Here is a 25233-nt window from a genome sequence, read left to right as displayed (position 1 = left end):
CCGGGGGCGGTTGCTGCGTAAGGTGCTTACAGCACACCGATGTGCGATGAGGACAGGGGAGGGCAGCCCCGACATGAACGGCAAGGAAGACGGAAACATCGCGGACGCCACGGACGGCAGGGAGTACGCGCCCGCGAGAGCGGGCGCGCCCGACGCCAACGACAAGGAGAAGGACTCCAAGGAGCCGCTGCGGGTCGGCGTCGCCGTGCGCAAACGGCGCCGCGCGCTGCACCTGACCCTCGCCGCCGTCTCGGCGCGCAGCGGCCTGTCCGTCCCCTTCCTGAGCCAGATAGAGAACGAGCGCGCCCGCCCCAGCATGCGTTCGCTGGAGCGGGTCGCGGACGCGCTGGAGACCACGGCCGTGGACCTGCTGGCCGCCTCCGACACCGCGCGCACGGTGGACCTCGTACGGGCGGGGGACGAGTCCGGGCTCACCCCGGTGATGGGCGTACGCCCCCTCGTGCGCGGTCACCACCAGCTGCACGCGCTGGAGTTCACCGGCGACCAGGACGCCGGCCGCGAGTACCAGCACCGCAACGACGAGCTGATGTACGTGGTCTCCGGCGCCTGCCAGGTGGAGGCCGAGGGCCGGGCGTACCGGCTGGAGTGCGGCGACGCGCTGTTCCTGTCCGGCGGGGTGCGCCACCGCTGGCGGGCCGCCGGCGACGACACCAGGCTCCTCGTCGTGGCCGTCGGCGACCACATCCACGCCACCTCCGAGCCGCCCTCGCCGGAGCACTGAGCCGGTGCGCGTCGTCTCGCTCGTACCGTCCCTGACCGAGGCGGTGGCGGTGTCCGCCCCCGGACGGCTCGTCGGGGTCACCGACTGGTGCACGCACCCGGCGGACCTGGGCGGCGCCGTACGGATCGGGGGGACGAAGAACCCTGACGTACGGGCGGTCGTGGAGCTGCGCCCGGACTTGGTGATCGCCAACGAGGAGGAGAACCGGGCCCCGGACCTGGACGCGCTGCGCGCCGCCGGGCTGGAGGTGCTGGTCACCGAGGTCCGGGACCTGCCACAGGCCTTCGCCGAGCTGGACCGGGTCCTGATCGGCGCGCTGGGGCTGGAGCGGCCCGAGTGGCTGGACCGGGCCGAGGAGGCCTGGGCGGCGGTGGAGCCCGTCGGCCCGCTCACCGCCTTCGTGCCGATCTGGCGGCGGCCCTGGATGGTGCTGGGCCGCGACACCTTCGCGGGCGACCTCCTGGCCCGCCTCGGAGTGCGCAACGTCCACTCCGGGCATCCGGAGCGGTACCCGAAGGTGCCGCTCGCCGAGCTGACGGCGAGCGGCTGCGATCTGGTGGTGCTCCCGGACGAGCCCTACGCCTTCACCGCCGGGGACGGCCCCGAGGCCTTTCCGGACCTCCGGGCCGCCCTCGTCAGCGGGCGCCACCTGACCTGGTACGGGCCCTCGCTGGCGGAGGCCCCGGCGGTTCTGGGGGCGGCGATCAGGCGTTCCTCGGCAGCAGCCGGCCGCTGACCAGCCCGCGCAGGGTGTGTACGGCGGCGAGCAGCCAGGCGGTGACCAGGCCGAGGAACAGGGCGGTGGCCAGCCAGGCGAAGGCGTCCAGCCCGGTGTGGCGGGCCAGCCCGGCGGCGCCGGTGACGCAGGTGCCGACGGGGAAGGTCAGCGCCCACCAGGTCATCGCGAAGCCCATGCCGTTCCGGGCGGCCCGGACCAGCATCGAGGCGGCCAGGGCCAGCCACAGCAGGGCGAAGCCCATCACGGGCACCCCGTAGACCACCGCGAAGGCGCCGAGGGCGTGGGCGTAGGAGGCGTCGACGGCGCCGGGCGCCACGTCGGCGAGCTGGTTCACGGCGGTGGTGGACTGGCCGAGGGGGCCGAGGACCAGGAAGAGCGCGGGGGTCAGCGCCAGGGGCAGGGGGCCGCTCACGATCAGCCGGCCGAAGACCAGCGGGAGCAGCAGCAGGGTGGCCATGAGGCTCACGCCGAACATGGCGTAGCAGGCCAGCAGCAGGGCCTCGCGGGGCTGCCCGGCGGGCAGGTGGGGGACCAGCAGGGGGCCGACGGCGGCGGAGACCATGGGCGAGACCACGGGCAGCAGCCAGACGGGGGAGGCCTGCGAGGCCTCGACCTTGTGCCGGACCACCATCAGGTAGGGCACGGCGACGGCCACGACCAGGCCTGTCAGGGTGCCGGCGGTGAAGAGCACGGTGTCGACGGCCACGGCGGCGCCGGTCCCGATCAGGTCCTTGCCGACGATGAGCGTGCCGCCGCCGACGGCCAGCAGGGCCATCGCCAGGCACCCGTAGAAGGGGGCGACGGCCGGGTCCAGGAGGTGGGCGCGGGCCTGGTCGCGGTGGTGCAGCCAGTGCCCGGCTCGGGCGGTCAGCAGGACGGCGAGGGCCACGGCGGACAGCGCCCAGACGAGCTGGCAGGCCACGCGCTGGCCCGGGAGCTGGTAGGGGAGGGTGGCCCCGGCGTTCGCGATGATCGCCGTACCCATGACGGAGGCGTACCAGTTGGGGCCGAGGTGGCGCAGCGCGGGGGCCTTGTGGGTCCGGGGCGCGAGGGTGATGACGGTGCGGGGTCGCACGGTGGTGGTGGCCATGGGTCCAGCGTCCCCGTCGACCAGGGCCGTACGGCAGAGGCCGTACTTCTATGAGGCCATAAACTGATGTTATGGCTGATGAGGAGACGGTTCCGCTCGCACACCGCGTGCCGGACCTGGGCGCGCTGGAGCTGCTGCTCACGGTGGCCCGGGTCGGCAGCCTGAGCGGGGCCGCACGGCACCTGGGCATCACGCAGCCGGCGGCGAGCAGCCGCATCCGGGCGATGGAGACCCGGCTCGGCGTGGCCCTGGTGGACCGCTCCCCGCGCGGCTCGACGCTCACGGCGGAGGGGGCGCTCGTCACGGACTGGGCGCGGCGGGTGGTGGAGGCCGCCGAGGCCTTCGACGCGGGCGCGCAGGCGCTGCGCGGGAAGCGGGACTCGCGGCTCCGGGTGGCGGCCAGCATGACCATCGCCGAGTACCTGCTGCCCGGCTGGCTGATCGCCCTGCGCGGGGAGCGCCCCGACACGGCGGTGTCCCTGCACGCCGGGAACTCCGCCGACGTCGCCCAGCGGGTCCTGGCGCACGAGGCCGACCTCGGCTTCGTGGAGGGGATGGGCGTCCCCGACGGGCTGGACTCCGCCGTCATCGCGCAGGACCGCCTGGTGGTGGCGGTGGCACCGCAGCACCCCTGGGCGCGGCGCTCGAAGGGGGTGGACGCCGGGGAACTGGCGGCGACGCCGCTGATCCTGCGCGAGCGCGGCTCGGGCACCCGCCAGGTCCTCGACGCCGCGCTGGCCTCCTCCGGAGGGCTGGCCGTGCCGCTGCTGGAGCTGGCCTCGACCACCGCCGTCAAGGCGGCGGCGCTGAGCGGGGCCGGGCCGTGCGTCCTGTCGGAGCTGGCCCTGGTGGACGAGCTGGCGGCCCGCCGGCTGGTGGAGGTCCCCGTCCCGGGCGCCGCCCTGGCCCGCGCCCTGCGCGCCGTCTGGCCGGCGGGCTCCCGCCCGGCGGGGCCGGCGCGGGACCTGCTGTCGCTGACCCGGCGGCGTACGTAGGCCGCACGTACGTCGGTCCGGGGCACCGGCGGCGGACCGGGCCCCCGGCCAGGGGAACGTGATCTTCTGATCACGGAGCCGGGGAAGGGCCGGGGGCGCCGCGGCCGGCGGTGCGTCAGGAGACCGAGACCCCGACCGGGACGGCCCGGCGGGCGGCGGCCGCCTCGACGAAGGAGGCCATCACCCGGGTGTCCTTGTCCCGTTCCGGGTGCCACTGGACGCCCAGCACGTAGCGGTCGCGGTCGGGGTCCTCGATGGCCTCCACCGTGCCGTCGTCCGCGTACGCCGAGACCACCAGGCCCCGGCCCACCAGGTCCACGGCCTGGTGGTGGTAGGTCGGGACCTCCGCCTTCTCCGGGACCAGCTCCGCGTAGCGGGTGCCCGCCACGGGGGTGACGGGGTGCCAGGAGGTGACCCCCGGGGTGTGGACGTGCCCGTCGATGTGCTGGAGCAGGGTGCCGCCCAGGGCGACGTTCAGCGCCTGCATGCCCCGGCAGATGCCGAGTACGGGGAGCTCCAGCTCCAGGGCGGCGCCGATCAGGGCGAGTTCCCATTCGTCGCGGACCCGCGCGGGGGGACCCGTACGGGGGTCGCGCGCGGCCCCGTAGCGCACCGGGTCCACGTCCGGGCCGCCCGAGACGATCAGCCCGTCCAGCCGGCCCAGCACCTCCGCCGCCCGTTCCGATTCGTCCGGCGGGAGCAGCACGGCCGCGCCGCCCGCCGCCTGGACGAGCTCGTAGTACCCGGAGGGCACGAGCGACGTGGGGAGGTCCCACACGTTGTAACGGGTGGATTCCTCCACGTAGGTGGTGATGCCGATGAGCGGCCTGGGCACGGATTACCTCCAGGATGGTGCCGTATCAAGGGGCGGGACAAGGCTCTCAGTCGCGGGTCAACTCCGCCTCGGCTTCCGCAAGCGCGGCGGCTTCTTCCTCAGGTGCGGAGGCCACGAGGTGGTGCCGACTGTAGATCGCGAAGTAGGCGAGGGCGACGGCGTACACGGCGAGTGCGATGAGTGCCGCGTCCTTGTCCACCAGGAAGGTGGCGACGAGGGCCGAAAGGGCGAGTACGAAGGCGACGGAGGAGGTCAGGACCCCTCCGGGGGTGCGGTACGGCCGGTCCAGGGCGGGCTCGCGGCGGCGCAGCACGATGTGCGAGAGGGCCATCAGGGCGTACGAGATGGTCGCGCCGAACACGGCGATGTTCAGCATCCGCGCGCCGTTGCCGGTGGCCGCCGCGAGGGCGAATCCGATGGCGCCCGGAATCACCAGTCCGAGGTACGGGGCCTTGCGCTTCGAGGTGAGTGACAGGAAGCGCGGCAGGTAGCCGGCCCGGGACAGGGCGAAGAGCTGGCGGGAGCCGGCGTAGATGAGCGAGAAGAACGAGGCGACCAGCCCGGCCAGTCCGGCGTAGTTGACGAAGCGGCTGAGCGCGGTCGGTCCGTCGTCCCCCTCCAGGGCGACGACGAGCGGGTTGCCCGCGGTCTTGACGGCGTCGGCGCCCTGGGCGCCGGTGGCGGCGAAGAAGGTGATCAGGGCGAGCAGGGCGAGGACGCCCATGGAGATGGCGAGGGCCTTCGGCATGGAGCGGACCGGGTCCTTGGCCTCCTCGGCGGCGAGCGGGACGCCCTCGACGCCGAGGAAGAACCACATGCCGAAGGGGAAGGCGGCCCAGATGCCGAGCACGCCGAACGGCAGCCAGGAGCTGGAGCCGAAGGCGCCGGCGTCCACGGGGATGTCGTCCAGGGAGCCCGCGTCGAACTCGGTGAGTGCTCCGAGCGCGAAGACCAGCAGCGCGGCCACGGCGATGGCGGTGACGACGAGGCTGAAGCGCAGCGCCTCGCCCACGCCCCACAGGTGGACTCCGATGAAGATGACGAAGCAGCCGAGGTAGACCGGCCAGCTGGAGGTCAGTCCGAACAGGCCGAGCGATTCGACGTAGTCGCCGATGAAGATGACGATCGCCGCCGGGGCCAGGATGTACTCGATGAGGATGGCGGTGCCGGTGAGGAAGCCGCCCCACGGGCCGAGCGCGCGGCGGGCGAAGCCGTAGCCGCCGCCCGCCGTCGGCAGGATCGTGGACAGCTCGGCGAGGGAGAAGACGAGGCAGGCGTACATGGCGCCCATCAGGACGGTGGCGATGGCAAGGCCGCCGAAACCGCCCTTGTCCAGGCCCACGTTCCAGCCGGAGAAGTCGCCGGAGACGACGTACGCGACGCCGAGCCCGGTCAGCAGCAGCCAGCCGGCGCTGCCTCGGCGCAGGGTGCGGCGCTCCAGGTACTCGGCGTCGGCGTCGCCCTTCGCGGCGGGTGGTGCGGATACGGGCAGCGGTGCGATGTCGTCGGCCATGTGCGCTCCTGCCTAGGGCACTGCGATGCAATGGTTGTGAGGCGTACCTTTGCGTCAACGGCGTGGCACGCGCAAGACCCCTGCGTTAAACAGGGGTTACGAAAACCTCTCGAACCCCTCGTGTCGCTCGAACCCCTCGTGCCTCTCGAACCCCAGGCGCCCCCACCGCCGTCGCCCGCGTCAGGCCAGGAAGCCGCGCAGCAGGGCCGCCGTCCCGCAGCAGTGCTCGCGCATCACCGCCCGCGCCGCCTCGGCGTCCCGCTCCAGTACCGCCTCCACCAGGACCGTGTGCTGCTGCTGGGAGTGCTCCAGGTTGCGCACCAGCAGCGGGATGCAGTCCAGCAGGTCGTTCACGGTCGCCCGGACGGCCGCGTACTGGGCCGTCAGAGTGGCGGAGCCGGCCAGCTCGCACAGCGCGAGGTGGAAGAGGGTGTCCTGGCGGCGGTACTCGGAGAGCGGGGCGTCGTGGGTGGCCGCCAGCGCCGCCAGCAGCCGCTCGGCCTCCTCCTCGGACAGCCCCTGCGCGGCGCACAGCCCGGCCGCGCCCACCTCCAACACCTCGCGGAAGCGCAGCACGTCCTCGATGTCCACCCCCGCCACGCGCCGCCGCAGCTCCTCCTCGGCACCGCCCGCCGGAGTGTCGGGGCGGGCCAGCACGAACGTTCCGCCGTACCGGCCGCGCCGGGCCTCCACCAGGCCCTGGTCCTGGAGCACCTTGAGCACCTCGCGCAGGGTGACCCGGCTGATCCCCATCCGCTCGGCCAACTCGCGCTCGGGAGGCAGCCGTTCCCCGCCGGGCACCAGGCCCAGCCGGACCACCTGGAGGATCTGCTCCAGGGCCTCCTCGAAACCGTTGCCCGCCCGCACCTGCCGCAGCACGGGATTCAGCCGCGCGATCGAGCCACCGCCGCTCTCCGTGTCGGTCATCTCGGTTCCTCCCCTTCCCAAGCAATGGTTCTATTCAATACCTTAGGCCTCCTCGGCTCACCGAAGGAGAGATTCCAGTGGTAGACCGCATGCCGCCGCTCGCGCCCGAGGAGCTCCGTGCCCTCGTGGCGAGCGGTGAGATCGACACAGTCGTCCTGGCCTTCCCCGACATGCAGGGACGTCTTCAGGGCAAGCGGTTCGCCGCACAGTTCTTCCTCGACGAGGTCCTCGCCCACGGCACCGAGGGCTGCAACTACCTCCTCGCCGTCGACACCGACATGAACACCGTCGACGGCTACGAGATGTCCTCCTGGGACCGGGGCTACGGCGACTTCGCCATGCACCCCGACACCGCCACCCTGCGCCGCATCCCGTGGAACCCCGGCAGCGCCTTCATCATGGCCGACCTGGCCTGGAACGACCGCTCCCCGGTCGTCGCCGCTCCCCGGCAGATCCTGCGCCGCCAGCTGGAGCGCCTCGGCGAACTCGGCTACACCGCCATGGTCGGCACCGAGCTGGAGTTCATGGTCTTCCAGGACACCTACGAACAGGCCTGGAACGCCAACTACCGCGGCCTGACCCCCGCCAACCAGTACAACATCGACTACTCCGTCCTCGGCACCGGCCGCGTCGAGCCCCTCCTGCGCCGCATCCGCAACGAGATGCAGGCCGCCGGCCTGGTCGTCGAGTCCGCCAAGGGCGAGTGCAACCTCGGCCAGCACGAGATCGCCTTCCGCTACGACGAGGCGCTCACCACCTGCGACCAGCACGCCGTCTACAAGACCGGCGCCAAGGAGATCGCCGCCCAGGAGGGCGTCTCGCTCACCTTCATGGCCAAGTACGACGAGCGCGAAGGCAACTCCTGCCACATCCACCTCTCGCTCACCGACTCCGACGGACGCAACGCCATGGCCGGCTCCGACGGCGACCAGGAACACGGCATGTCCACCGTGATGCGCCACTTCCTGGCCGGCCAGCTGGCCGCACTGCGCGACTTCTCCCTTCTCTACGCCCCGAACATCAACTCGTACAAGCGTTTCCGCCCGGGATCCTTCGCGCCCACCGCGGTCGCCTGGGGCTACGACAACCGCACCTGCGCCCTGCGCGTCGTCGGCCACGGCCGCTCCACCCGCTTCGAGAACCGCCTCCCCGGCGGCGACGTCAACCCCTACCTCGCCGTCGCCGGCCTGGTCGCGGCGGGCATCCACGGCATCGAGAACCGCCTCGAACTCCCCGAGCCCTGCACCGGCAACGCCTACACCGCCGACTACGCCCACGTCCCCGCCACCCTGCGCGAGGCCGCGGAACTCTGGGAGAACAGCGAGATCGCCAAGGCCGCCTTCGGCCCCGAGGTCGTCGCCCACTACCGCAACATGGCCCGCGTCGAACTCGACGCCTACGACTCCGCGGTCACCGACTGGGAGCTGCGCCGCTCCTTCGAACGCCTGTAACCCCCGAACCCGAACACCAGGAAGGCACCCACGTGTCCGATGTGCTGGAAGTGTTGAATCCGGCCACCGAGGAAACCGTCGCCGTCGTCCCGGCCGCCACACGGGACGACGTCGACGCAGCCGTCGCCCGGGCCGCCAGAGCCCAGCGCGCCTGGGCGGCGGCACCCCCCGGAGACCGGGCCCGGCTCCTGCGCCGGTTCGCCGCGGTCGTCGACGGACACATCGAGGAACTGGCGCAGCTGGAAGTCAGGGAGGCCGGCCACACCATCGGCAACGCCCGCTGGGAAGCCGGCAACGTCCGCGACCTCCTCGACTTCGCCGCCGGGGGAGTGGAACGCCTCTCCGGCCGGCAGATCCCCGTCGCCGGCGGCATCGACGTCACCTTCCTCGAACCCCTCGGCGTCATCGGCGTGATCGCCCCCTGGAACTTCCCCATGCCGATCGCCGCCTGGGGCCTGGCACCCGCCCTCGCCGCCGGCAACGCCGTCATCCTCAAGCCCGCCGAGACCACCCCCCTCACCGCCCTGCGCCTCGCCGAACTCGCCCTCGAAGCCGGGATCCCCGAGCACCTCTTCCAGGTGCTCCCCGGCCACGGAGCGGTCGCCGGCGACGCGCTCGTCGAACACCCCGGCGTCGCGAAGATCGTCTTCACCGGCTCCACCCGCGTCGGCAAGCAGATCATGGCCAAGTGCGCCGACCGGGTGAAGCGCGTCACCCTCGAACTCGGCGGCAAGAGCCCCAACATCGTCTTCGCCGACGCCGACCTCGAAGCCGCCGCCGCAGCCGCGCCCATGGCCTTCCTCGACAACACCGGCCAGGACTGCTGCGCCCGCACCCGGATCCTCGTACAGCGCTCCGCCTACGACCGCTTCCTCGAACTCGTCGCCCCCGGCATCGAGTCCGTGGCCGTCGGCGACCCGCTCGACGAGAAGACCCAGATGGGCCCGCTCATCTCCCGCGCCCAGCTCGACCGCGTCCGCTCCTACGTCACCGACGACCTCACCGCCATCCGCGGCAAGGCCCCCGAGGGACCCGGCTTCTGGTACCCGCCCACCCTCGTCACGGACGCCGCCCCCACCGCGCCCGTCGCCGCCGAAGAGGTCTTCGGGCCGGTCGCCGTCGTCCTCCCGTTCGACGACGAGGAGGACGCCGTACGCCTGGCCAACGCGACCGAGTACGGCCTCTCCGGCTCCCTCTGGACCCGCGACGTCGGCCGCGCCCTGCGCGTCTCCCGAGCCGTCCGCGCCGGGAACCTGTCCGTCAACTCCCACAGCAGCGTCCGCTACTGGACCCCCTTCGGCGGATACAAGCAGTCCGGGCTCGGCCGCGAGCTCGGACCCGACGCCCTCACCGCTTTCACCGAGACCAAGAACGTCTTCATCAGCACGGAGGCCTGAACCCCATGACCGACCGCACCGAAGAGATCGTCTGCCGCCGCCTGGTCGGCCGTACCGCCGTCATCACCGGAGCCGGCAGCGGCATCGGCCTCGCCACCGCCCGACGCCTCGCCTCCGAAGGCGCCAACATCGTCTGCGCCGACATCGACCCCGCCGCCGGCAAGGCCGCCGCCGAAGAGGTCGGCGGCACCTTCGTCCAGGTCGACGTCACCGACAAGGAGCAGGTCGACGCCCTCTTCAAGACGGCCTTCGACACCTACGGCTCCGTCGACATCGCCTTCAACAACGCCGGCATCTCGCCCCCGGACGACGACTCCATCCTCACCACCGAGCTCGACGCCTGGCGCCGCGTCCAGGACGTCAACCTCACCTCCGTCTACCTCTGCTGCAAGGCCGCCCTCCCCTACATGCAGCGCCAGGGCCGCGGCTCCATCATCAACACCGCCTCCTTCGTGGCCATCATGGGCGCCGCCACCTCCCAAATCTCCTACACCGCCTCCAAGGGCGGCGTCCTCGCCATGTCCCGCGAGCTCGGCGTCCAGTTCGCCCGCGAGGGCATCCGCGTCAACGCCCTCTGCCCCGGACCCGTGAACACCCCGCTGCTCCAGGAGCTGTTCGCCAAGGACCCCGAGCGCGCCGCCCGCCGCCTCGTGCACATCCCGCTCGGCCGGTTCGCCGAACCCACCGAGATCGCCGCCGCCGTCGCCTTCCTCGCCAGCGACGACTCCTCCTTCATCAACGCCACCGACTTCCTGGTCGACGGAGGCATCTCCGGCGCGTACGTCACCCCCCTGTAGACACCCCCGGCACCCCCAGCACCCCCCACCCGACAGCCGGGCGTCGCACGACGCCCGGCTGTCGTGCTCCACCGTCCCCGACGCCCCCGCAAGGAGTGCCAGTGCCCCGACCCAGCACCAGACGCCGGTTCCAGGCCGCCGGCGCCGCCGCCCTCATAGCGGCCGGCTCCCTCGCCGCCGCCGGACCCGCCCGTGCCGCCGACCACCCCGCCTGCACCACCCCCGAGCTCGCCGCCGGCTGGTACGGCGACAACCAGACCCGCCTCCAGCGGCTCATCGACCAGTACGGCCGCTGCAACCCGTACCGGCCGTCCCGCACCAAGCCCGTCGCCGTCTTCGACTGGGACAACACCGTCGTCAAGAACGACGTCGGCGACGCCACCATGTTCTGGCTCCTGCGCAACGGGAAGGTCCGCCAGCCCGCCGGCGGCGACTGGACCACCACCAGCCGCCACCTCACCCCGGCCGCCGCCCAGGCCCTCTCCACCGCCTGCGGCCCCCTCGCCCGCCCCGGCACCCCCCTGCCCACCGGCACCCCCGCCGGCGCCGCCTGCGCCGACGAGATCAACGCCGTCTACGGCACCGCCGCCACCCGCACCGGAACCGCCGCCTTCGCCGGCTGGGACCGCCGTACGACCGAACCCGGCTACGCCTGGCTGGCCCAGCTGACGCAGGGCTGGACCGCGAACGAGGTACGCGGCTTCGCGGCCGCCGCCCGCACCGAGAACCTCGCCGCGCCCATCGGCACCAAACAGCAGGTCGGCACCGGCACCGCCACCGGCTGGGTCCGCTACTACGACCAGCAGCGCGACCTCGTCGACAAGCTCCGGCGCGCCGGCTTCGACGTCTGGATCAGCTCCGCCTCCCCGCAGCCCGTCGTCGAGGTCTGGGCCCGCGGCGTCGGCATCGACGCCGCCCACGTCATCGGCATCCGCAACACCACCGCCCGCGACGGCAGGCTCACCGCCCACCTCAAGGGCTGCGGATCCGTCCCCGACGGCGCCGACACGATGACCACCTACATCGACGGCAAGCGCTGCTGGATCAACCAGGAGGTCTTCGGAGTCCGGGGCCGCGCCGCCGAGAAGGTCCAGCCGGCCGCCCGCCGCCAGGTCTTCGCCGCAGGCGACTCCGACACCGACATCTCGTTCCTGCGCGACGCCACCGCCCTGCGGCTGGTCCTCAACCGCAACAAGAACGAACTGATGTGCCGCGCCTACGACAACAGCGACGGCAAGTGGATCGTGAACCCGATGTTCATGGAGCCGAAGCAGCAGAAGCCCGGCCCCTACCCCTGCTCCACCACCGGCTACGTCGACCACGACGGCACCGCCGGCCCCGTCCGCCGGGGCGACACGAGCGTCATCCCCGACCAGACGGACACCGTCTTCTGACACCCCTACAGGAAGGTCCGCCCCTCACCCCGGTAGGTCGGAACCGAATCCACGACCCGGTCCCCCTCCACCAGGTGCAGGGTGTCGAACCGCTCGCACAGCTCCCCGGCCTTCGCGTGCCGGAACCACACCCGGTCGCCGATCAGCAGGTCGTCGGCCGGGCTCCCCAGCAGCGGCGTCTGCACCTCGCCCGCACCCTCCTGCGGGTCGTAGCGCAGCCCCGCCGGCAGGTACGGCACCGGCAGCCGGTCGGCGCCCGCCGCCCCCGACGCCGGATAGCCCCCGCCCAGCACGGTCACCACCCCCACCCCGGGCCGCCGCACCACCGGCTGTGCGAACAGCGCGGCCGGACGCCCCCGGAACGTCGTGTAGTTGTCGAACAGCCGGGGCACGTACAGCCCCGACCCGGCGGCGATCTCCGTCACCGCGTCCTCGGCGGACGTCTCCGCCACGCTCCCCGTACCGCCGCCGTTGACGAACTCCAGGTCCGGCACCACCGCCCGTACCGCACGCACCGCCTCCGCCCGCCGCACCGCCAGCTCCTTGCGGGCCGTGCTCTGCATCAGCCGGATCATCCGCGACCGCACCGGCCGCCCGGCCAGCGCGTCCCCGACCCCGGCGACGTGCCCCTCGTAGCCCATCAGGCCGACGACCCGGAACCCCGGCCGCGACGCCACCACCCGCGCCAGCTCCGCCAGCTGCCCCGGCTCCCGCAACGGCGACCGCCGCGCACCGACCCGCACCCGGCCCCCGAACATCCGCAGGGCGGTGTCCAGTTCCAGGCAGACCCGGACCTCCTCGGCCCCGCCGTCCCGCGCCCGGTCGATCAGCTCCAGCTGCGCCGGGTCGTCCACCATCACGGTGACCGCCCGCGCGAGCTTCGCGTCCCCGGCCAGCTCCGCGAACCCGGCCCGGTCGGCGGACGGATAGGCGAGCAGCACGTCCTCGAAGCCGGACCGGGCGAGCCACAGCGACTCGGCGAGGGTGTAGGACATGATCCCCGCGAACCCGGGCCGCGCCAGGACCCGTTCGAGCAGCGCCCGGCACCGCACGGACTTGCTGGCCACCCGCACCGGCTTCCCGCCGGCCCGCCGGACGAGGTCGTCGGCGTTGGCGTCGAAGGCGTCCAGGTCCACGATGGCGAGGGGCGCGTCCAGATGCGCGGTCGCCCGGTCGTACCGGGCCCGGTCCGAAGTCATGGGCGGCAGCTTGCCAGACGCTTTTACCGGTGGGTAGGCCCTTGCCCTGGCCGGGCGCTGTTCGGGCCCCACCGCTGTGCGGGGCGGTCGCCGTTGCCCGGGGCTCCGCCCGGACCCCGTTGCGCTCAAACGCCGCGCGGGCTGGAATTTCGCTGCGCGAAATCCAGGCCCGCCGGCACATCCCAGCCCCGGCGTTTGAGGCGCGGGGGTCTGGGGGCGGAGCCCCCAGGAGGGGGCCGGGCGAAGCCCGGGGAACGGGCGAAGGGCGGGTAGGGGACCCCGCCCCGCGCAGCGGCCCGCCCTGTGCGGCCCCCGCCACAAGGGCAGGGGCCCGGCCAGGGCAAGGGCCCCGTAGAGTACGGGCAGGCAGCCGTACGGAACGGGGGGCGGAGCCGCCGCATGACCACGACGACACCACGGACCGAGGTCCTGGACGCCCCCGGCCCGCCACCGCACCGGTCCCGCCGCCACCCCGTCAGGGTCGTCACGGCCACCGCGTGCGCCCTCCTCGGCACCGCCCTCCTCGCCGGCGCAGCCGCCACCGCCTGGAGCGACCACCGCGCCGCGCACCGCCCCCTGCCCCCCGACGCCGCCTACCGCCAGGCCGCCTCGCTGTGGCGATCGGCACCCGTGGACGGGCTCCTGCCCCCGGTCCTGGACGCCCCCGACGCCGGCCCGGGCGGAGCCGACCGCAGCTGGACCCGGATCGCCCTCGCGCCCGACGCCGACTGCGCGGCCCTGCCCGCCGACTGGCGGACCGCGCTCGCCGCCACCGGCTGCACCCGCGTGCTCCGCGCCACCTACACCGACGCCACCCGCAGCTCCCTCGTCACCGTCGGCCTCGTCTTCACCCCCGCCGACGCCACCGCCATGGCCGCCCTCCGGGGCCGCCTCACCGTCCCGCCCGCCTACGAGTACGCCGACGCCCGCCGCGCCGCCTGGACGGCCACGGTCTCCGCCCAGGCCCCGGCCGTCGTCTACACCGTCTCCGCCTTCGCCGACGGCCGTACCGTCGACGCGCCCGTCCCCGCCGAGGAAGCGGTCCGCCAGGACGCCACCGGCACCGTCGCCGAAGCCGGGCTCGGCCACGACGCCAAGGCCGCCGCCGACCGGGTCGAACAGGCCCTCACCGCCCTCGCCGCCCCGGACACGGCGCCGGGCGCGGCACCCGGCGCGGCACCCTCGAAGGGGGCTGCCCGATGAACCCGACCCCCCTGCGCACGGCGGCCGCCGCCGGCCTCGCCGCCGCCCTCCTCGCCGTGACCGCCGCCCATCCCGCCGCCGCCGACACCATCCGCGACCGGCAGTGGGGCCTGCTCGCCCTGCGCGCCGAGGAGGCCTGGGGCACCACCCAGGGCGACGGGGTCACCGTCGCCGTCCTCGACACCGGCGTCGACGCCACCCACCCCGACCTCACCGGCCAGGTCCTCGAAGGCACCGACCTGGTCGGCATGGGCGCCGGCCGCGGCGACCGCGCCTGGGCCCGCCACGGCACGGCGATGGCCAGCATCATCGCGGGCCGGGGCCACGGACCCGACCGCTCGCAGGGGGTCCTCGGGATCGCGCCCCACGCGAAGGTCCTGCCGGTCCGGGTGATCCTCGAAGAGGGCGACCCGGGCCGGAACAAGGCCCGCGACAGCAAGTCCGGCGCCCTCGCCGAGGGCATCCGCTGGGCCGCCGACCACGGCGCCGACGTGATCAACCTCTCGCTCGGCGACGACAGCGACTCCGCCCACCACGAGGCCGCCGAGGACGAGGCCGTCCAGTACGCGATCGGCAAGGGCGTGGTCGTCGTCGCCTCCGCGGGCAACGGCGGCGAACGCGGCGACCACACCTCCTACCCCGCCGCCTACCCCGGGGTGATAGCCGTCGCGGCCGTCGACCGCCAGGGCCGCAAGGCCGCCTTCTCCACCCGCCACTGGTACGCCACCGTCGCCGCCCCCGGCGTCGACGTGGTCATCGCCGACCCCGACCGCTCCTACTACGAGGGCTGGGGCACCAGCGCCGCCGCGGCCTTCGTCTCCGGCGCCGTGGCCCTCGTCAAGGCCGCCCACCCGGGGCTGTCCCCGGCGCAGGTCAAGAAGCTGCTGGAGGACACCGCCGCCGAGCGCCCGGCCGGCGGCCGCGACGACGCCCGGGGGCACGGCACGGTCGACCCCGTCGCCGCGCTCCAGGCGGGCTCCGCGCTGCGCCCCGAGGCCCCCGTCCCCGCCGCCGTCGCGGCCGGGCGGCGGTACTTCGGCCCCGGCCCCGAGCGGGCCCGCCCCGCCGGGCACCGGAAGGTGCCCGGGGTCCCGGCGGCCGCGGCCGGCGGAGCGGCCCTGCTGGTGCTGGCCGCCGTACTGGCCCGGCGCCCGCGCGCCGCACGGCGGGACACCTCGGGATAGGGTCGGTTGATTGTGGCGACCAAGAACATTCCAGACCCCGGTTTCTCCGACGACGACGGCACCGCCGACCCCCGGCTGAGCGCCGCCCTGGCCGCCTGGGCGGCCGACCGGGCGGCCGAACCGCAGCTGCTGGCGGCGCTGAAGGACGCCCGGCTGCTGGTGCCCGTCGTGGCCATGCTCGGCGAGGTCGAGACCGACCCGGAGACCGGCCTCAAGCGCGAGAAGACCAGCGACATGGCCGTGCCGACGCTGACGGCGGGGAACCGGCGGGCACTGCCCGCCTTCACCTCGATCGCCTCGCTGGCCCTGTGGGACCCGGCGGCCCGCCCGGTCGCGGTCCCGCTGCACCAGGCGCTCGCCGCCGCCGCGCACGAGAAGGCCGACACCGTCGTCATCGACCTGGCGGGCCCCGTCCCGTACCAGCTGACCGGCCCCGCGCTGCTCGCGCTGGCCGAGGGCCGCACCGACGCCGACCCGCTGGCGGACCCCGCCGTGCGCGAGGCCGTACGGGCCGCCGTGGCCGCCGAGCCCGCCGTGCTCCGCGCCCACCTGGGCCGGGGCGGCGTCGGCGCCGACGGCACCCTGGCCGTCGTGCTCTCCGCCGACGCCGAGCCGGCCCCGGCGGCCCGCCGGGTGGCCGAGGCCCTGGCGGCGGACGAGACCCTGCGCGGCCGGCTCGTGCGAGGCCTGGACCTGGCCCTGCTCCCGGCCGGTGCCCCGGTGCCGCCGGGGGACGCGCTCTTCACGCGCTGAGGACCCCGTACGTACGCCGAAGGGCCGCCCGCGGAGATTCGCGGGCGGCCCTTCGGCGTACGAAGCGGAATCCGGGGCGGGATCAGGCGTAGACAGGGCCCGTGAACTTCTCGCCCGGGCCCTGGCCCGGCTCGTCCTGGACGATGGAGGCTTCGCGGAAGGCCAGCTGGAGCGACTTCAGGCCGTCGCGCAGCGGGGCGGCGTGGAAGGAGCTGATCTCGGTGGCGCTGGCGGTCACCAGGCCGGCCAGGGCGGTGATCAGCTTGCGGGCCTCGTCGAGGTCCTTGTGCTCGGAGTCCGGCTTGTCCAGGCCCAGGTTGACCGCCGCGGCGCTCAGCAGGTGGACGGCCACCGTGGTGATGACCTCGACGGCCGGGACGTCCGCGATGTCGCGGGTCATCTCGTCGTAGTCGGGAGTGGTGGAATCGGAGGGCGTCGCGTCAGTCATGCGCTCCACGATAGGTCGTGCGGCGGCCTTGCATTGCGTGGGGTACTATGTACATCGACCGGCCGGACACCTATGTGCCCGGCCCACAAGTGGAGGCTCCGATCTCCCACCCGACCACCCTCCGGGGAGGCGGGTCTTCCGGTCAGGTGGTATCCATCGTTCCGTACGGACGATGGAAAGCCGCCTAGTTGCGCCCCGCGGTTCGCACGCGGCGGTGCTCCGGTCGTTTTGGAGCCCCTGCCTGTGCCCGGCGGGGCTTTTTTCGTTCTCCGCCCGGTGAGGTCTGACGACAAAAGACGTCAGCGGTTGTCTGCCAGGCAGCCGTGTGGTGCTACCGAGGAGGATCCATCAGCACCGAGCCCCGCATCAACGATCGGATTCGCGTCCCTGAGGTGCGACTCGTCGGTCCCAGCGGCGAACAGGTGGGCATTGTTCCGCTTGCGAAGGCGCTTGAGCTCGCGCAGGAGTACGACCTGGACCTGGTCGAGGTCGCGGCTTCCGCTCGCCCGCCGGTCTGCAAGCTCATGGACTACGGCAAGTTCAAGTACGAGTCGGCCATGAAGGCCCGTGAGGCGCGCAAGAACCAGGCGCACACGGTCATCAAGGAGATGAAGCTCCGGCCGAAGATCGACCCGCACGACTATGACACCAAGAAGGGTCACGTCGTTCGGTTCCTCAAGCAGGGCGACAAGGTCAAGATCACGATCATGTTCCGTGGTCGCGAGCAGTCCCGGCCGGAGCTCGGCTACCGACTGCTGCAGCGTCTCGCTTCGGACGTCGAGGAGCTCGGCTTCATCGAGTCGAACCCGAAGCAGGACGGCCGAAACATGATCATGGTTCTCGGTCCGCACAAGAAGAAGACCGAGGCGATGGCCGAAGCCCGCGAGGCGCAGGCCGCCCGCAAGGCCGAGCGCCAGGGTGGTACCGCCGCCGACGCCGCTCCGGCCGAGACGGAGGCCGACCCGGCCGTCGCCGAGGTCGAGGCCGAGGTCCAGGTCGAGGCCGACGGCTCCGCCGAGGCCAACACCGAGGCCTGATCCCGGGGCAGACCCGTCCCGGATCACCCAACAACATGACGCTCCCGCGAGCCGGTCCCCGGACCGGCGGGAGCGCCACCGACGAGGAGATAACGGCGCCATGCCGAAGAACAAGACGCACAGCGGTACCAAGAAGCGCTTCAAGGTCACCGGCTCCGGCAAGGTGCTCCGCGAGCGCGCCGGCAAGCGCCACCTGCTCGAGCACAAGTCGTCCCGCATCACCCGCCGCCTGACCGGCAACGCGGAGATGGCTCCCGGCGACGCCGCGAAGATCAAGAAGCTTCTCGGCATCTGATGTCCTCCGCTCCCCTGAGGGAGCGGGACGTCAAGACCGGGACCCCATCGAATTCCGGGCCGTGTGACGACATCCACGGCCCCGCTACAAGGAGTAAAAAGTGGCACGCGTCAAGCGGGCAGTAAACGCCCACAAGAAGCGCCGGGCGATCCTCGAGGCGGCCTCCGGCTACCGCGGTCAGCGTTCGCGCCTGTACCGCAAGGCCAAGGAGCAGGTCACCCACTCGCTGGTCTACAACTTCAACGACCGCAAGAAGCGCAAGGGCGACTTCCGTCAGCTGTGGATCCAGCGCATCAACGCCGCTGCCCGCCAGAACGGCATGACGTACAACCGCCTCATCCAGGGTCTGAAGGCCGCCAACATCGAGGTGGACCGCAAGATCCTCGCCGAGCTGGCCGTCAACGACGCCAACGCGTTCGCCGCGCTGGTCGAGGTCGCGCAGAAGGCCCTCCCGGCCGACGTCAACGCGCCCAAGGCCGCTGCCTAAGGCCTGGCCGGCCGCGTAAGCAGTCGGCATCCTCGGACCCGCAGGCGATTCGCCTGCGGGTCCGAGTGTTTTCCCGCACGGCGTCCGCGCCCTCGCACCGCCCGTGCCCGCACCGCTCGCGCCCCCGCGCGCCCCGCACCCCGAGAGGGACCGCACAGACCATGGCCGACCTGGGTCACCACGAGCTGATCTCCCCCCGATCCCCGAGGGTGGCCGCCGCCCGACGGCTGGCGCGGCGCAACTTCCGCACCAAGGAGCGCCGGTTCATCGCCGAGGGCCCGCAGGCCGTCCGCGAGGCGGTCGAGCACCGCGGGGCCCAGGGCGCGACCCTGATCGAGCTGTTCGCCACCGTCGAGGCCGCCGAGCGCTACGCCGACATCGTGGAGGCCGCCCTGCTGGCCGGGGCCCGCGTGCACCACGCCTCCGACGAGGTCCTCGCCGAGGTCTCGCAGACCGTGACCCCGCAGGGCCTGGTGGGCGTCTGCCACTTCCTGGACTCCCCGTTCGAGGAGATCCTGAAGGCCGGGCCCCGGCTGGTCGCCGTCCTCGCCCACGTCCGCGACCCCGGGAACGCCGGCACGGTGCTGCGCTGCGCGGACGCCGCCGGCGCCGACGCCGTGGTGCTGACCGACGCCTCCGTCGACCTGTACAACCCGAAGTCCGTACGGGCCTCCGTGGGCTCCCTCTTCCACCTCCCGGTGGCCGTCGGCGTACCGGTGGAGCAGGCCGTGGAGGGGCTGCGGGCCGCCGGAGTGCGGATCCTGGCCGCCGACGGGGCCGGGGAGGACGACCTGGACGCCGAGCTGGACGCGGGCACCATGGGCGGGCCCTCCGCCTGGGTCTTCGGGAACGAGGCCTGGGGCCTGCCCGAGGAGACCCGGGCGCTCGCGGACGCCGTGGTCCGGGTCCCGATCCACGGCAAGGCGGAGAGCCTGAACCTCGCGACGGCCGCCGCCGTGTGCCTCTACGCGTCCGCGCGTGCACAGCGGGCGCCCGGAGGGTGCCGCTCCGTGACCCCCAGCTAGTAATGTGGCCGCCCGGGGGCCCACTGAGCTACCCGGAGATGTGGGGTACGGGGACATGACCGTCGGTACGAACAGCTCGCCAGGGACCGCCGACGCGGCCGAGGAGCGGTTCGGGGACGCCGCCCCGGGGGCCGGCCCGTCCGCGTCGGGCCCCCCGGGCCCCGACGCGCCGGCCGCGCCCGCCGCCCCGGGTGCACCCGGCTCCGCGGGCCCGGTCCTCGCCGGCAGCCCCGACGGCCTGGGCTTCGTACCGCAGCAGGCCGGACCCGGCGGCCGCGCCCAGGACCGCGACGCGGGCACCCCCCCGCCGGGCGCCGCGGCCGGTACGCGCACGCCCGGCGGGGACGCGCACCGGCCGGCCGTCCCCGGCACCGGCGGGCGCGGCAGCGCCCTTCCCGCGGACGGCGCGGCGGGGAGCTCCGGGACCGGGGGCCCCGGCGACGGGCCGGAGGGCCGCACCCCCGGCCGGGAGGCCGGCTTCGGCATGGACCCCGACGAGCTGCCCGACGGGCTCGTCGTCGCCGACCACACCGGACACGTCGTCTGCTTCAACCGGGCCGCCTCCCGGATCACCGCCATCCCCGCCGGCCAGGCCATCGGCGCCCGCATCGAACGCGCGCTGCCGCTGGAGGACCTCGAAGGCCGCCGCTGGTGGGCGCTGACCGACCCGTACGGGGGACTCGCCACCCGGCGCGGCCAGCCCGAGCGCAACCTGCTGCTGCCGGGCGGCCGCGAGGTGCTCGTCTCCGCCCGCTACGTGCGCACCCACCCCACCGGCCCCCTCAGCCGCCTCGTGGTCACCCTGCGAGGCACCGAGGCCCGGCGCCGCACCGAACGCAGCCACGCCGAGCTCATCGCCACCGTCGCGCACGAGCTGCGCTCCCCGCTGACCTCGGTGAAGGGCTTCACCGCCACCCTGCTCGCCAAGTGGGAGCGGTTCACCGACGACCAGAAGCGGCTGATGCTGGAGACCGTCGACGCCGACGCCAACCGCGTCACCCGGCTGATCGCCGAACTCCTCGACATCTCCCGCATCGACTCCGGCCGCCTGGAGGTCCGCCGCCAGCCGGTCGACCTGGCCGCCGCCGTGGGCCGCCACGTCCAGGCGCTCACCGCGAACGGCCAGGCCCCCGAGCGGTTCCTCGTACGGGTCAGCAGCCCGCTGCCCGACTGCTGGGCCGACCCGGACAAGATCGACCAGATCCTCGGCAACCTCCTCGAAAATGCGGTGCGCCACGGTGACGGAACCGTCACCATCGACGTGGCACCGCACGAGAAGGGAACAGCCGTCACCGTGACCGACGAAGGCCCCGGGATCCCCGAGGAATCGATGGCCCGCGTCTTCACCCGCTTCTGGCGGGGGAGCAAGCGCGGCGGCACCGGCCTGGGCCTGTACATCGTCAAGGGCATCGTGGAGGCCCACGGCGGCACCATCACGGTCGGCCGCGGCCCCGGAGGCGGCGCAGAGTTCCGATTTATCCTGCCCGTGAGCGCCCCGGCCTACCTCACCCAGTAACCCTGCGGAGAGTCCCACCGGGCGGCCCACGGGCTCCTCCACCCCCGGCGGCCCTTAGACTCGTCCTTTGGCACCCTTGTGTCCTTGTGCCGATCGAGCCCGAGGCGTTTCGATCACGTCGCGCGGGGACCCACCAGCCAGCCATCGGAAGTACGGGAAGAGATGTCGGCACCGAACAAGTCGTACGACCCTGTCGAGGTCGAGGCACTGAAACCGGAAGAGATCGAGCGCATGCGGGACGAGGCGCTCGCCGCCTTCGCGTCCGCCGGCGACCTCGACGAGCTCCGCGAGGCGAAGACCGCGCACATGGGCGACCGCTCGCCCCTCGCGCTCGCCAACCGCGAGATCGGCGCCCTGCCGCCCCAGGCCAAGGCCGAGGCGGGCAAGCGCGTCGGACAGGCCCGCGGCGCCGTGAACAAGGCCTTCGGGGCCCGCACGGTCCAGCTGGAGGCCGAGCGCGACGAGCGGGTGCTGGTCGAGGAGGCGGTGGACGTCACGCTGCCCTACGACCGTGTGCCCGCCGGCGCCCGCCACCCCCTGACCACGCTGATGGACCGCATCGCGGACATCTTCGTCGGCATGGGCTACGAGGTCGCGGAAGGCCCCGAGGTCGAGGCGGAGTGGTTCAACTTCGACGCCCTCAACTTCACGCCCGACCACCCGGCGCGCCAGATGCAGGACACCTTCTTCGTCCGGGGCCCCAAGGGCACCGAGGGCGACGAGTCCGGCGTCGTGCTGCGCACCCACACCTCCCCGGTGCAGGCGCGCTCGCTGCTGGAGCGCAAGCCCCCCGTCTACATCGTCTGCCCGGGCCGCGTGTACCGCACCGACGAGCTCGACGCGACGCACACCCCGGTCTTCCACCAGGTCGAGCTGCTCGCCGTCGACGAGGGCCTGACGATGGCCGACCTCAAGGGCACCATCGACCACATGGTCAAGGAGCTCTTCGGGGAGCAGACCACCACCCGGCTGCGCCCGCACTTCTTCCCCTTCACCGAGCCGTCCGCCGAGATGGACATGCAGTGCTACGTCTGCCGCGGCGAGTCGGTGGGCAACCCCGACCGCCCCTGCCGTACCTGCTCCAGCGAGGGCTGGATCGAGCTCGGCGGCTGCGGCATGGTCAACCCCAAGGTGCTCACCGCCTGCGGTGTGGACCCGGAGAAGTACAGCGGGTTCGCCTTCGGCTTCGGCATCGAGCGGATGCTGATGTTCCGTCACAACGTTGAAGACATGCGAGACATGGTCGAGGGTGACGTGCGCTTCACCCGGCCGTTCGGGAGTGAGATCTGATGCGCGTCCCGCTTTCCTGGCTGCGGGAGTACGTCGACCTCCCCGCGGGCGAGACCGGCCGTGACGTGGCCGCCAAGCTGGTCGACGCCGGCCTCGAGGTCGAGACCGTCGAGACGCTCGGCGCCGGCCTCAAGGGCCCCCTCGTCGTCGGCCAGGTGCTGACCATCGAGGAGCTCGAAGGCTTCCGCAAACCGATCCGCTTCTGCACCGTCGACGTCGGTACCGCCAACGGCACCGGCGAGCCGCAGGAGATCGTCTGCGGCGCCCGGAACTTCTCCGTCGGCGACAAGGTCGTCGTGGTCCTGCCCGGCGCCGTCCTGCCCGGCGACTTCGCGATCGCCTCGCGCAAGACGTACGGCAAGACCTCGCACGGCATGATCTGCTCCGGCGAGGAGCTCGGCATGGGCGACGACGGCACGCACGGCATCATCGTGCTGCCGCCGGAGTACGAGCCCGGCACCGACGCGATCGAGCTGCTCCAGCTCGTCGACGAGGTCCTCGACATCGACATCACCCCGGACCGCGGCTACTGCATGTCCATGCGCGGTGTGGCCCGCGAGGCCGCCACCGCGTACGGCCTGCCGCTGCGCGACCCGGCGCTGCTCGACGTGCCCGCGCCGAACTCGTACGGCTACGCCGTGCAGATCTCCGACCCGGTCGGCTGCGACCGCTTCACCGCCCGCACGGTGACCGGCCTCGACCCCGAGGCGCGGTCCCCGATCTGGCTCACGCGCCGCCTCCAGAAGGCGGGCATGCGCCCGATCTCGCTGGCCGTGGACGTCACCAACTACGTGATGCTGGAGCTCGGCCAGCCGCTGCACGCCTACGACCGCGCGCGGCTCGACGGCGCGATCGGCGTCCGCCGTGCCGAGCAGGGAGAGAAGTTCACCACCCTCGACGGGGTCAAGCGCACGCTCGACGCCGAGGACCTGGTGATCACCGACAGCAGCGGCCCGATCGGGCTCGCCGGTGTCATGGGCGGCGCGAACACCGAGATCGCCGACTCCGTCACCGACCCGGAAACGGGCACCGTCACCGGCACCACGGACGTGGTGATCGAGGCCGCGCACTTCGACTCCGTGTCGATCTCGCGCACCGCCCGCCGCCTGAAGCTCTCCTCCGAGGCCTCCAAGCGCTTCGAGCGGGGCGTCGACCCGCAGGCCGCCGCCGCGGCCGCGCAGCGGACCGTCGACCTCCTCGTGCTGCTCGCGGGCGGCACCGCCGAGGCCGGCGTCACCGAGCTCACCGCCCCGGGCGCCCCGCGCACCATCGCGATGAGCGCCGACCACCCGGACCGGGTCGCGGGCATGGAGTACGGCCGCGAGACCGTCGTGCGCCGCCTCCAGGAGATCGGCTGCGACGTCTACGGCCAGGACGAGCTCGTCGTCACCGTCCCCTCGTGGCGGCCCGACCTCGCCGAGCCCAACGACCTCGCCGAGGAGGTCATCCGGCTGGAGGGCTACGGGAACCTCCCGTCCACCCTGCCGCAGGTGCCCTCCGGCCGCGGCCTGACCGCGCGCCAGCAGCTGCACCGCCGGGTCGGCCGCGCCCTGGCCGGCGCCGGCTACGTCGAGGCGCTGAGCTACCCGTTCATCGGCGAGGGCGTCTTCGACCAGCTCCAGCTGCCCGCGCACGACGCGAGCCGCCAGGTCGTCAAGCTGGTCAACCCGCTGTCCGACGAGGAGCCGGCGCTGCGCACCACGCTGCTGCCGGGCCTGCTGGGCGCGCTGCGCCGCAACGACAGCCGGGGCAGCCACGACCTCGCGCTCTTCGAGACCGGCTCGGTCTTCCGTGCCGCCGCCGAGGCGGGCGTCGCCGTACGCCTGCCCGTCGACCGGCGTCCCACGGACGAGGAGGTCGCCACCCTGGACGCGGCCCTGCCCGCGCAGCCGCGGTACGCCGCGGTCGTGCTGGCCGGTGCCCGCGAGCAGGCCGGCTGGTGGGGCAAGGGCCGTCCGGCCGACTGGGCGGACGCCGTCCAGGCCGCCCGCGCGCTGGCCGTCGAGGCCGGCGCCGAACTGGTCGTCCGCCAGGGCCAGTACGGCCCCTGGCACCCGGGCCGCTGCGCCGAGCTGGTCGTCACCGTCGACGGTGTCGAGCAGGTCATCGGCCACGCGGGCGAGCTGCACCCGCGCGTGGTCAAGGCCATGGGCCTGCCCGCCCGCACCAGCGCCATGGAACTCGACCTGGACCGCCTCGCGGCGGCCGGCGGCGAGGCCGTGCAGGCGCCCCGGATCTCCACCTTCCCGGTGGCGACCCAGGACGTCGCGCTGATCGTGGACGCCTCCGTGCCCGCCTCGGCGGTGGAGGACGCGCTGCGCAAGGGCGCCGGCGAACTGCTGGAGTCCCTGCGGCTGTTCGACGTGTTCACCGGTGAGCAGGTCGGCGAGGGCAAGAAGTCCCTCGCGTACGCGCTGCGCTTCCGCGCGGCCGACCGGACGCTGACGGCCGAGGAGTCCACGGCGGCGCGCGACGCGGCCGTTTCGCTGGCCGGCGAGCGGACCGGGGCGGTGCTGCGGGGCGCGTAGCGCTGCCGCTCGAGCTGCTCTGAGGGGCGCGTCCGGATCACCGGGCGCGCCCCTCACCCGTTCGGGTGGGATCCGGGTGCCCTGCGGGGCCGTTCCCCTACCCGCCCTTCAACCTCCCCCAGACTCCGTCCGGGGGGACCCCAGGCCTCAATCGCCGGCGTTCGAGGCGCGGGTCTGGGCGGAGCCCGGGGAACGGTGGAAGGGCGGGTAGGGGACCGCTCCGCGCAGCGGCATGCACGCGCACGCCGCGACACATCGGCGGCCCCGCGCAGCGGCCGGCGGTCACGCCCGCGCGGCTGGCTGCGGGCGCGCACGCCGCGCGGGCCGGCCGCGTACGACCGGTGCGGACCCGCCCGGCCCGGGGGGAGTGGAACGGCCCGGGCGGACC

The 25233-nt window shown here is 73.6% G+C and carries 23 protein-coding genes; 17 read left to right on the top strand and 6 right to left on the bottom strand.

Annotation, left to right across the window (positions count from 1 at the left end; all coding sequences use genetic code 11):
• The first annotated feature begins 73 nt into the window (after positions 1-73).
• Entirely contained in the window at positions 74-742 is a 669-nt protein-coding gene (locus ACZ597_RS22050) for a helix-turn-helix domain-containing protein (RefSeq protein ID WP_471332644.1), read from the top strand.
• A 4-nt stretch (positions 743-746) separates the two neighbouring features.
• Positions 747-1478, top strand: coding sequence for a helical backbone metal receptor (locus ACZ597_RS22045; protein WP_471332641.1), 732 nt, complete (start codon positions 747-749; stop codon positions 1476-1478).
• On the opposite strand, the gene ACZ597_RS22040 is transcribed toward ACZ597_RS22045, so the two are convergent.
• Complete coding sequence (locus ACZ597_RS22040) at positions 1447-2571, bottom strand: TDT family transporter (RefSeq protein WP_471332638.1); 1125 nt, start codon at positions 2569-2571, stop codon at positions 1447-1449. The genes ACZ597_RS22045 and ACZ597_RS22040 overlap by 32 nt on opposite strands.
• 71 nt (positions 2572-2642) lie before the next feature.
• Here ACZ597_RS22040 and ACZ597_RS22035 point away from each other — a divergent pair, with 71 nt between their 5' ends.
• Positions 2643-3566, top strand: a complete 924-nt coding sequence (locus ACZ597_RS22035; RefSeq protein ID WP_471332635.1) for a LysR family transcriptional regulator — start codon at positions 2643-2645, stop codon at positions 3564-3566.
• 115 nt (positions 3567-3681) lie between these two features.
• Here ACZ597_RS22035 and ACZ597_RS22030 read toward each other — a convergent pair whose 3' ends face one another.
• From ACZ597_RS22030 to ACZ597_RS22020, 3 genes are all read right to left on the bottom strand, one after another.
• Positions 3682-4401, bottom strand: coding sequence for a gamma-glutamyl-gamma-aminobutyrate hydrolase family protein (locus ACZ597_RS22030; RefSeq protein WP_471332632.1), 720 nt, complete (start codon positions 4399-4401; stop codon positions 3682-3684).
• Positions 4402-4447: 46 nt separating this feature from the next.
• A complete protein-coding gene (gene eat / locus ACZ597_RS22025; protein WP_471332629.1) occupies positions 4448-5914 on the bottom strand; it encodes an ethanolamine permease in 1467 nt (488 codons plus the stop codon).
• A gap of 180 nt (positions 5915-6094) precedes the next feature.
• A complete protein-coding gene (locus ACZ597_RS22020) occupies positions 6095-6841 on the bottom strand; it encodes a FadR/GntR family transcriptional regulator (RefSeq protein ID WP_471332626.1) in 747 nt (248 codons plus the stop codon).
• A 77-nt stretch (positions 6842-6918) separates the two neighbouring features.
• Between ACZ597_RS22020 and ACZ597_RS22015 the strand changes: the two genes are divergently transcribed.
• From ACZ597_RS22015 to ACZ597_RS22000, 4 genes are all read left to right on the top strand, one after another.
• The gene (locus ACZ597_RS22015) at positions 6919-8292 is read left to right on the top strand and encodes a glutamine synthetase family protein (RefSeq protein WP_471332624.1); all 1374 of its coding nucleotides are present in this window, start codon (positions 6919-6921) and stop codon (positions 8290-8292) included.
• Between the two features lie 32 nt (positions 8293-8324).
• Positions 8325-9689, top strand: coding sequence for an aldehyde dehydrogenase family protein (locus ACZ597_RS22010; RefSeq protein ID WP_471332621.1), 1365 nt, complete (start codon positions 8325-8327; stop codon positions 9687-9689).
• 5 nt (positions 9690-9694) lie between these two features.
• Positions 9695-10486 (top strand): 3-oxoacyl-ACP reductase, encoded by a 792-nt coding sequence (locus ACZ597_RS22005; protein ID WP_405981506.1) that lies wholly within the window; start codon positions 9695-9697, stop codon positions 10484-10486.
• A gap of 101 nt (positions 10487-10587) precedes the next feature.
• Complete coding sequence (locus ACZ597_RS22000; protein WP_471332618.1) at positions 10588-11880, top strand: haloacid dehalogenase-like hydrolase; 1293 nt, start codon at positions 10588-10590, stop codon at positions 11878-11880.
• Between the two features lie 5 nt (positions 11881-11885).
• Here ACZ597_RS22000 and ACZ597_RS21995 read toward each other — a convergent pair whose 3' ends face one another.
• Positions 11886-13079 carry an amino acid deaminase/aldolase gene (locus ACZ597_RS21995; protein ID WP_471332614.1) on the bottom strand — a complete coding sequence of 398 codons (1194 nt, stop codon included), beginning with the start codon at positions 13077-13079 and terminating at the stop codon, positions 11886-11888.
• A gap of 399 nt (positions 13080-13478) precedes the next feature.
• Here ACZ597_RS21995 and ACZ597_RS21990 point away from each other — a divergent pair, with 399 nt between their 5' ends.
• From ACZ597_RS21990 to ACZ597_RS21980, 3 genes are read left to right on the top strand one after another with little or no spacing between them, the layout of a single operon-like run.
• Complete coding sequence (locus ACZ597_RS21990; protein WP_471332611.1) at positions 13479-14282, top strand: hypothetical protein; 804 nt, start codon at positions 13479-13481, stop codon at positions 14280-14282.
• Positions 14279-15466 carry a type VII secretion-associated serine protease mycosin gene (mycP, locus tag ACZ597_RS21985; protein ID WP_471332609.1) on the top strand — a complete coding sequence of 396 codons (1188 nt, stop codon included), beginning with the start codon at positions 14279-14281 and terminating at the stop codon, positions 15464-15466. The genes ACZ597_RS21990 and mycP overlap by 4 nt, the downstream gene beginning before the upstream one ends.
• Before the next feature lie 12 nt (positions 15467-15478).
• Positions 15479-16219: an SseB family protein gene (locus tag ACZ597_RS21980; RefSeq protein ID WP_471332606.1), complete on the top strand. Its 741-nt coding sequence runs from the start codon at positions 15479-15481 to the stop codon at positions 16217-16219.
• A gap of 82 nt (positions 16220-16301) precedes the next feature.
• Here ACZ597_RS21980 and ACZ597_RS21975 read toward each other — a convergent pair whose 3' ends face one another.
• Positions 16302-16667 (bottom strand): DUF1844 domain-containing protein, encoded by a 366-nt coding sequence (locus tag ACZ597_RS21975; protein WP_042800665.1) that lies wholly within the window; start codon positions 16665-16667, stop codon positions 16302-16304.
• 323 nt (positions 16668-16990) lie between these two features.
• Between ACZ597_RS21975 and infC the strand changes: the two genes are divergently transcribed.
• The 7 genes from infC (at position 16991) to pheT (ending at position 24845) form a co-directional block, all read left to right on the top strand.
• Positions 16991-17704: a translation initiation factor IF-3 gene (gene infC / locus ACZ597_RS21970; protein WP_471332603.1), complete on the top strand. Its 714-nt coding sequence runs from the start codon at positions 16991-16993 to the stop codon at positions 17702-17704.
• A 100-nt stretch (positions 17705-17804) separates the two neighbouring features.
• A complete protein-coding gene (rpmI, locus tag ACZ597_RS21965) occupies positions 17805-17999 on the top strand; it encodes a 50S ribosomal protein L35 (protein ID WP_007263144.1) in 195 nt (64 codons plus the stop codon).
• Positions 18000-18099: 100 nt separating this feature from the next.
• Positions 18100-18486 (top strand): 50S ribosomal protein L20, encoded by a 387-nt coding sequence (rplT, locus tag ACZ597_RS21960; RefSeq protein ID WP_007263143.1) that lies wholly within the window; start codon positions 18100-18102, stop codon positions 18484-18486.
• A gap of 170 nt (positions 18487-18656) precedes the next feature.
• A complete protein-coding gene (locus ACZ597_RS21955) occupies positions 18657-19511 on the top strand; it encodes a TrmH family RNA methyltransferase (RefSeq protein WP_471332748.1) in 855 nt (284 codons plus the stop codon).
• Between the two features lie 484 nt (positions 19512-19995).
• Complete coding sequence (locus ACZ597_RS21950; RefSeq protein ID WP_471332746.1) at positions 19996-21027, top strand: sensor histidine kinase; 1032 nt, start codon at positions 19996-19998, stop codon at positions 21025-21027.
• Positions 21028-21189: 162 nt separating this feature from the next.
• A complete protein-coding gene (gene pheS, locus ACZ597_RS21945; protein WP_471332600.1) occupies positions 21190-22317 on the top strand; it encodes a phenylalanine--tRNA ligase subunit alpha in 1128 nt (375 codons plus the stop codon).
• The gene (gene pheT / locus ACZ597_RS21940; RefSeq protein WP_471332597.1) at positions 22317-24845 is read left to right on the top strand and encodes a phenylalanine--tRNA ligase subunit beta; all 2529 of its coding nucleotides are present in this window, start codon (positions 22317-22319) and stop codon (positions 24843-24845) included. The genes pheS and pheT overlap by 1 nt, the downstream gene beginning before the upstream one ends.
• Positions 24846-25233: the final 388 nt, after the last annotated feature.

It is taken from the genome of Streptomyces sp. NPDC040718 (assembly GCF_055593565.1).
The sequence above is the reverse complement of the archived record's forward strand: the minus strand, read 5'-3'. Positions and strand labels throughout refer to the sequence as shown.

Excerpts from the sequence above, each read along its gene's own strand:
- ACZ597_RS21995 (WP_471332614.1), bottom strand. The coding sequence starts at position 13,079 with ATGACTTCGGACCGGGCCCGGTACGACCGGGCGACCGCGCATCTGGAC.
- ACZ597_RS21975 (WP_042800665.1), bottom strand. The coding sequence starts at position 16,667 with ATGACTGACGCGACGCCCTCCGATTCCACCACTCCCGACTACGACGAG.
- pheT (WP_471332597.1), top strand. The coding sequence starts at position 22,317 with ATGCGCGTCCCGCTTTCCTGGCTGCGGGAGTACGTCGACCTCCCCGCG.
- ACZ597_RS22050 (WP_471332644.1), top strand. The coding sequence starts at position 74 with ATGAACGGCAAGGAAGACGGAAACATCGCGGACGCCACGGACGGCAGG.
- ACZ597_RS22005 (WP_405981506.1), top strand. The coding sequence starts at position 9,695 with ATGACCGACCGCACCGAAGAGATCGTCTGCCGCCGCCTGGTCGGCCGT.
- ACZ597_RS22040 (WP_471332638.1), bottom strand. The coding sequence starts at position 2,571 with ATGGCCACCACCACCGTGCGACCCCGCACCGTCATCACCCTCGCGCCC.
- mycP (WP_471332609.1), top strand. The coding sequence starts at position 14,279 with ATGAACCCGACCCCCCTGCGCACGGCGGCCGCCGCCGGCCTCGCCGCC.
- eat (WP_471332629.1), bottom strand. The coding sequence starts at position 5,914 with ATGGCCGACGACATCGCACCGCTGCCCGTATCCGCACCACCCGCCGCG.
- rpmI (WP_007263144.1), top strand. The coding sequence starts at position 17,805 with ATGCCGAAGAACAAGACGCACAGCGGTACCAAGAAGCGCTTCAAGGTC.
- ACZ597_RS21990 (WP_471332611.1), top strand. The coding sequence starts at position 13,479 with ATGACCACGACGACACCACGGACCGAGGTCCTGGACGCCCCCGGCCCG.
- ACZ597_RS22020 (WP_471332626.1), bottom strand. The coding sequence starts at position 6,841 with ATGACCGACACGGAGAGCGGCGGTGGCTCGATCGCGCGGCTGAATCCC.
- ACZ597_RS21950 (WP_471332746.1), top strand. The coding sequence starts at position 19,996 with ATGGACCCCGACGAGCTGCCCGACGGGCTCGTCGTCGCCGACCACACC.
- pheS (WP_471332600.1), top strand. The coding sequence starts at position 21,190 with ATGTCGGCACCGAACAAGTCGTACGACCCTGTCGAGGTCGAGGCACTG.
- ACZ597_RS22035 (WP_471332635.1), top strand. The coding sequence starts at position 2,643 with ATGGCTGATGAGGAGACGGTTCCGCTCGCACACCGCGTGCCGGACCTG.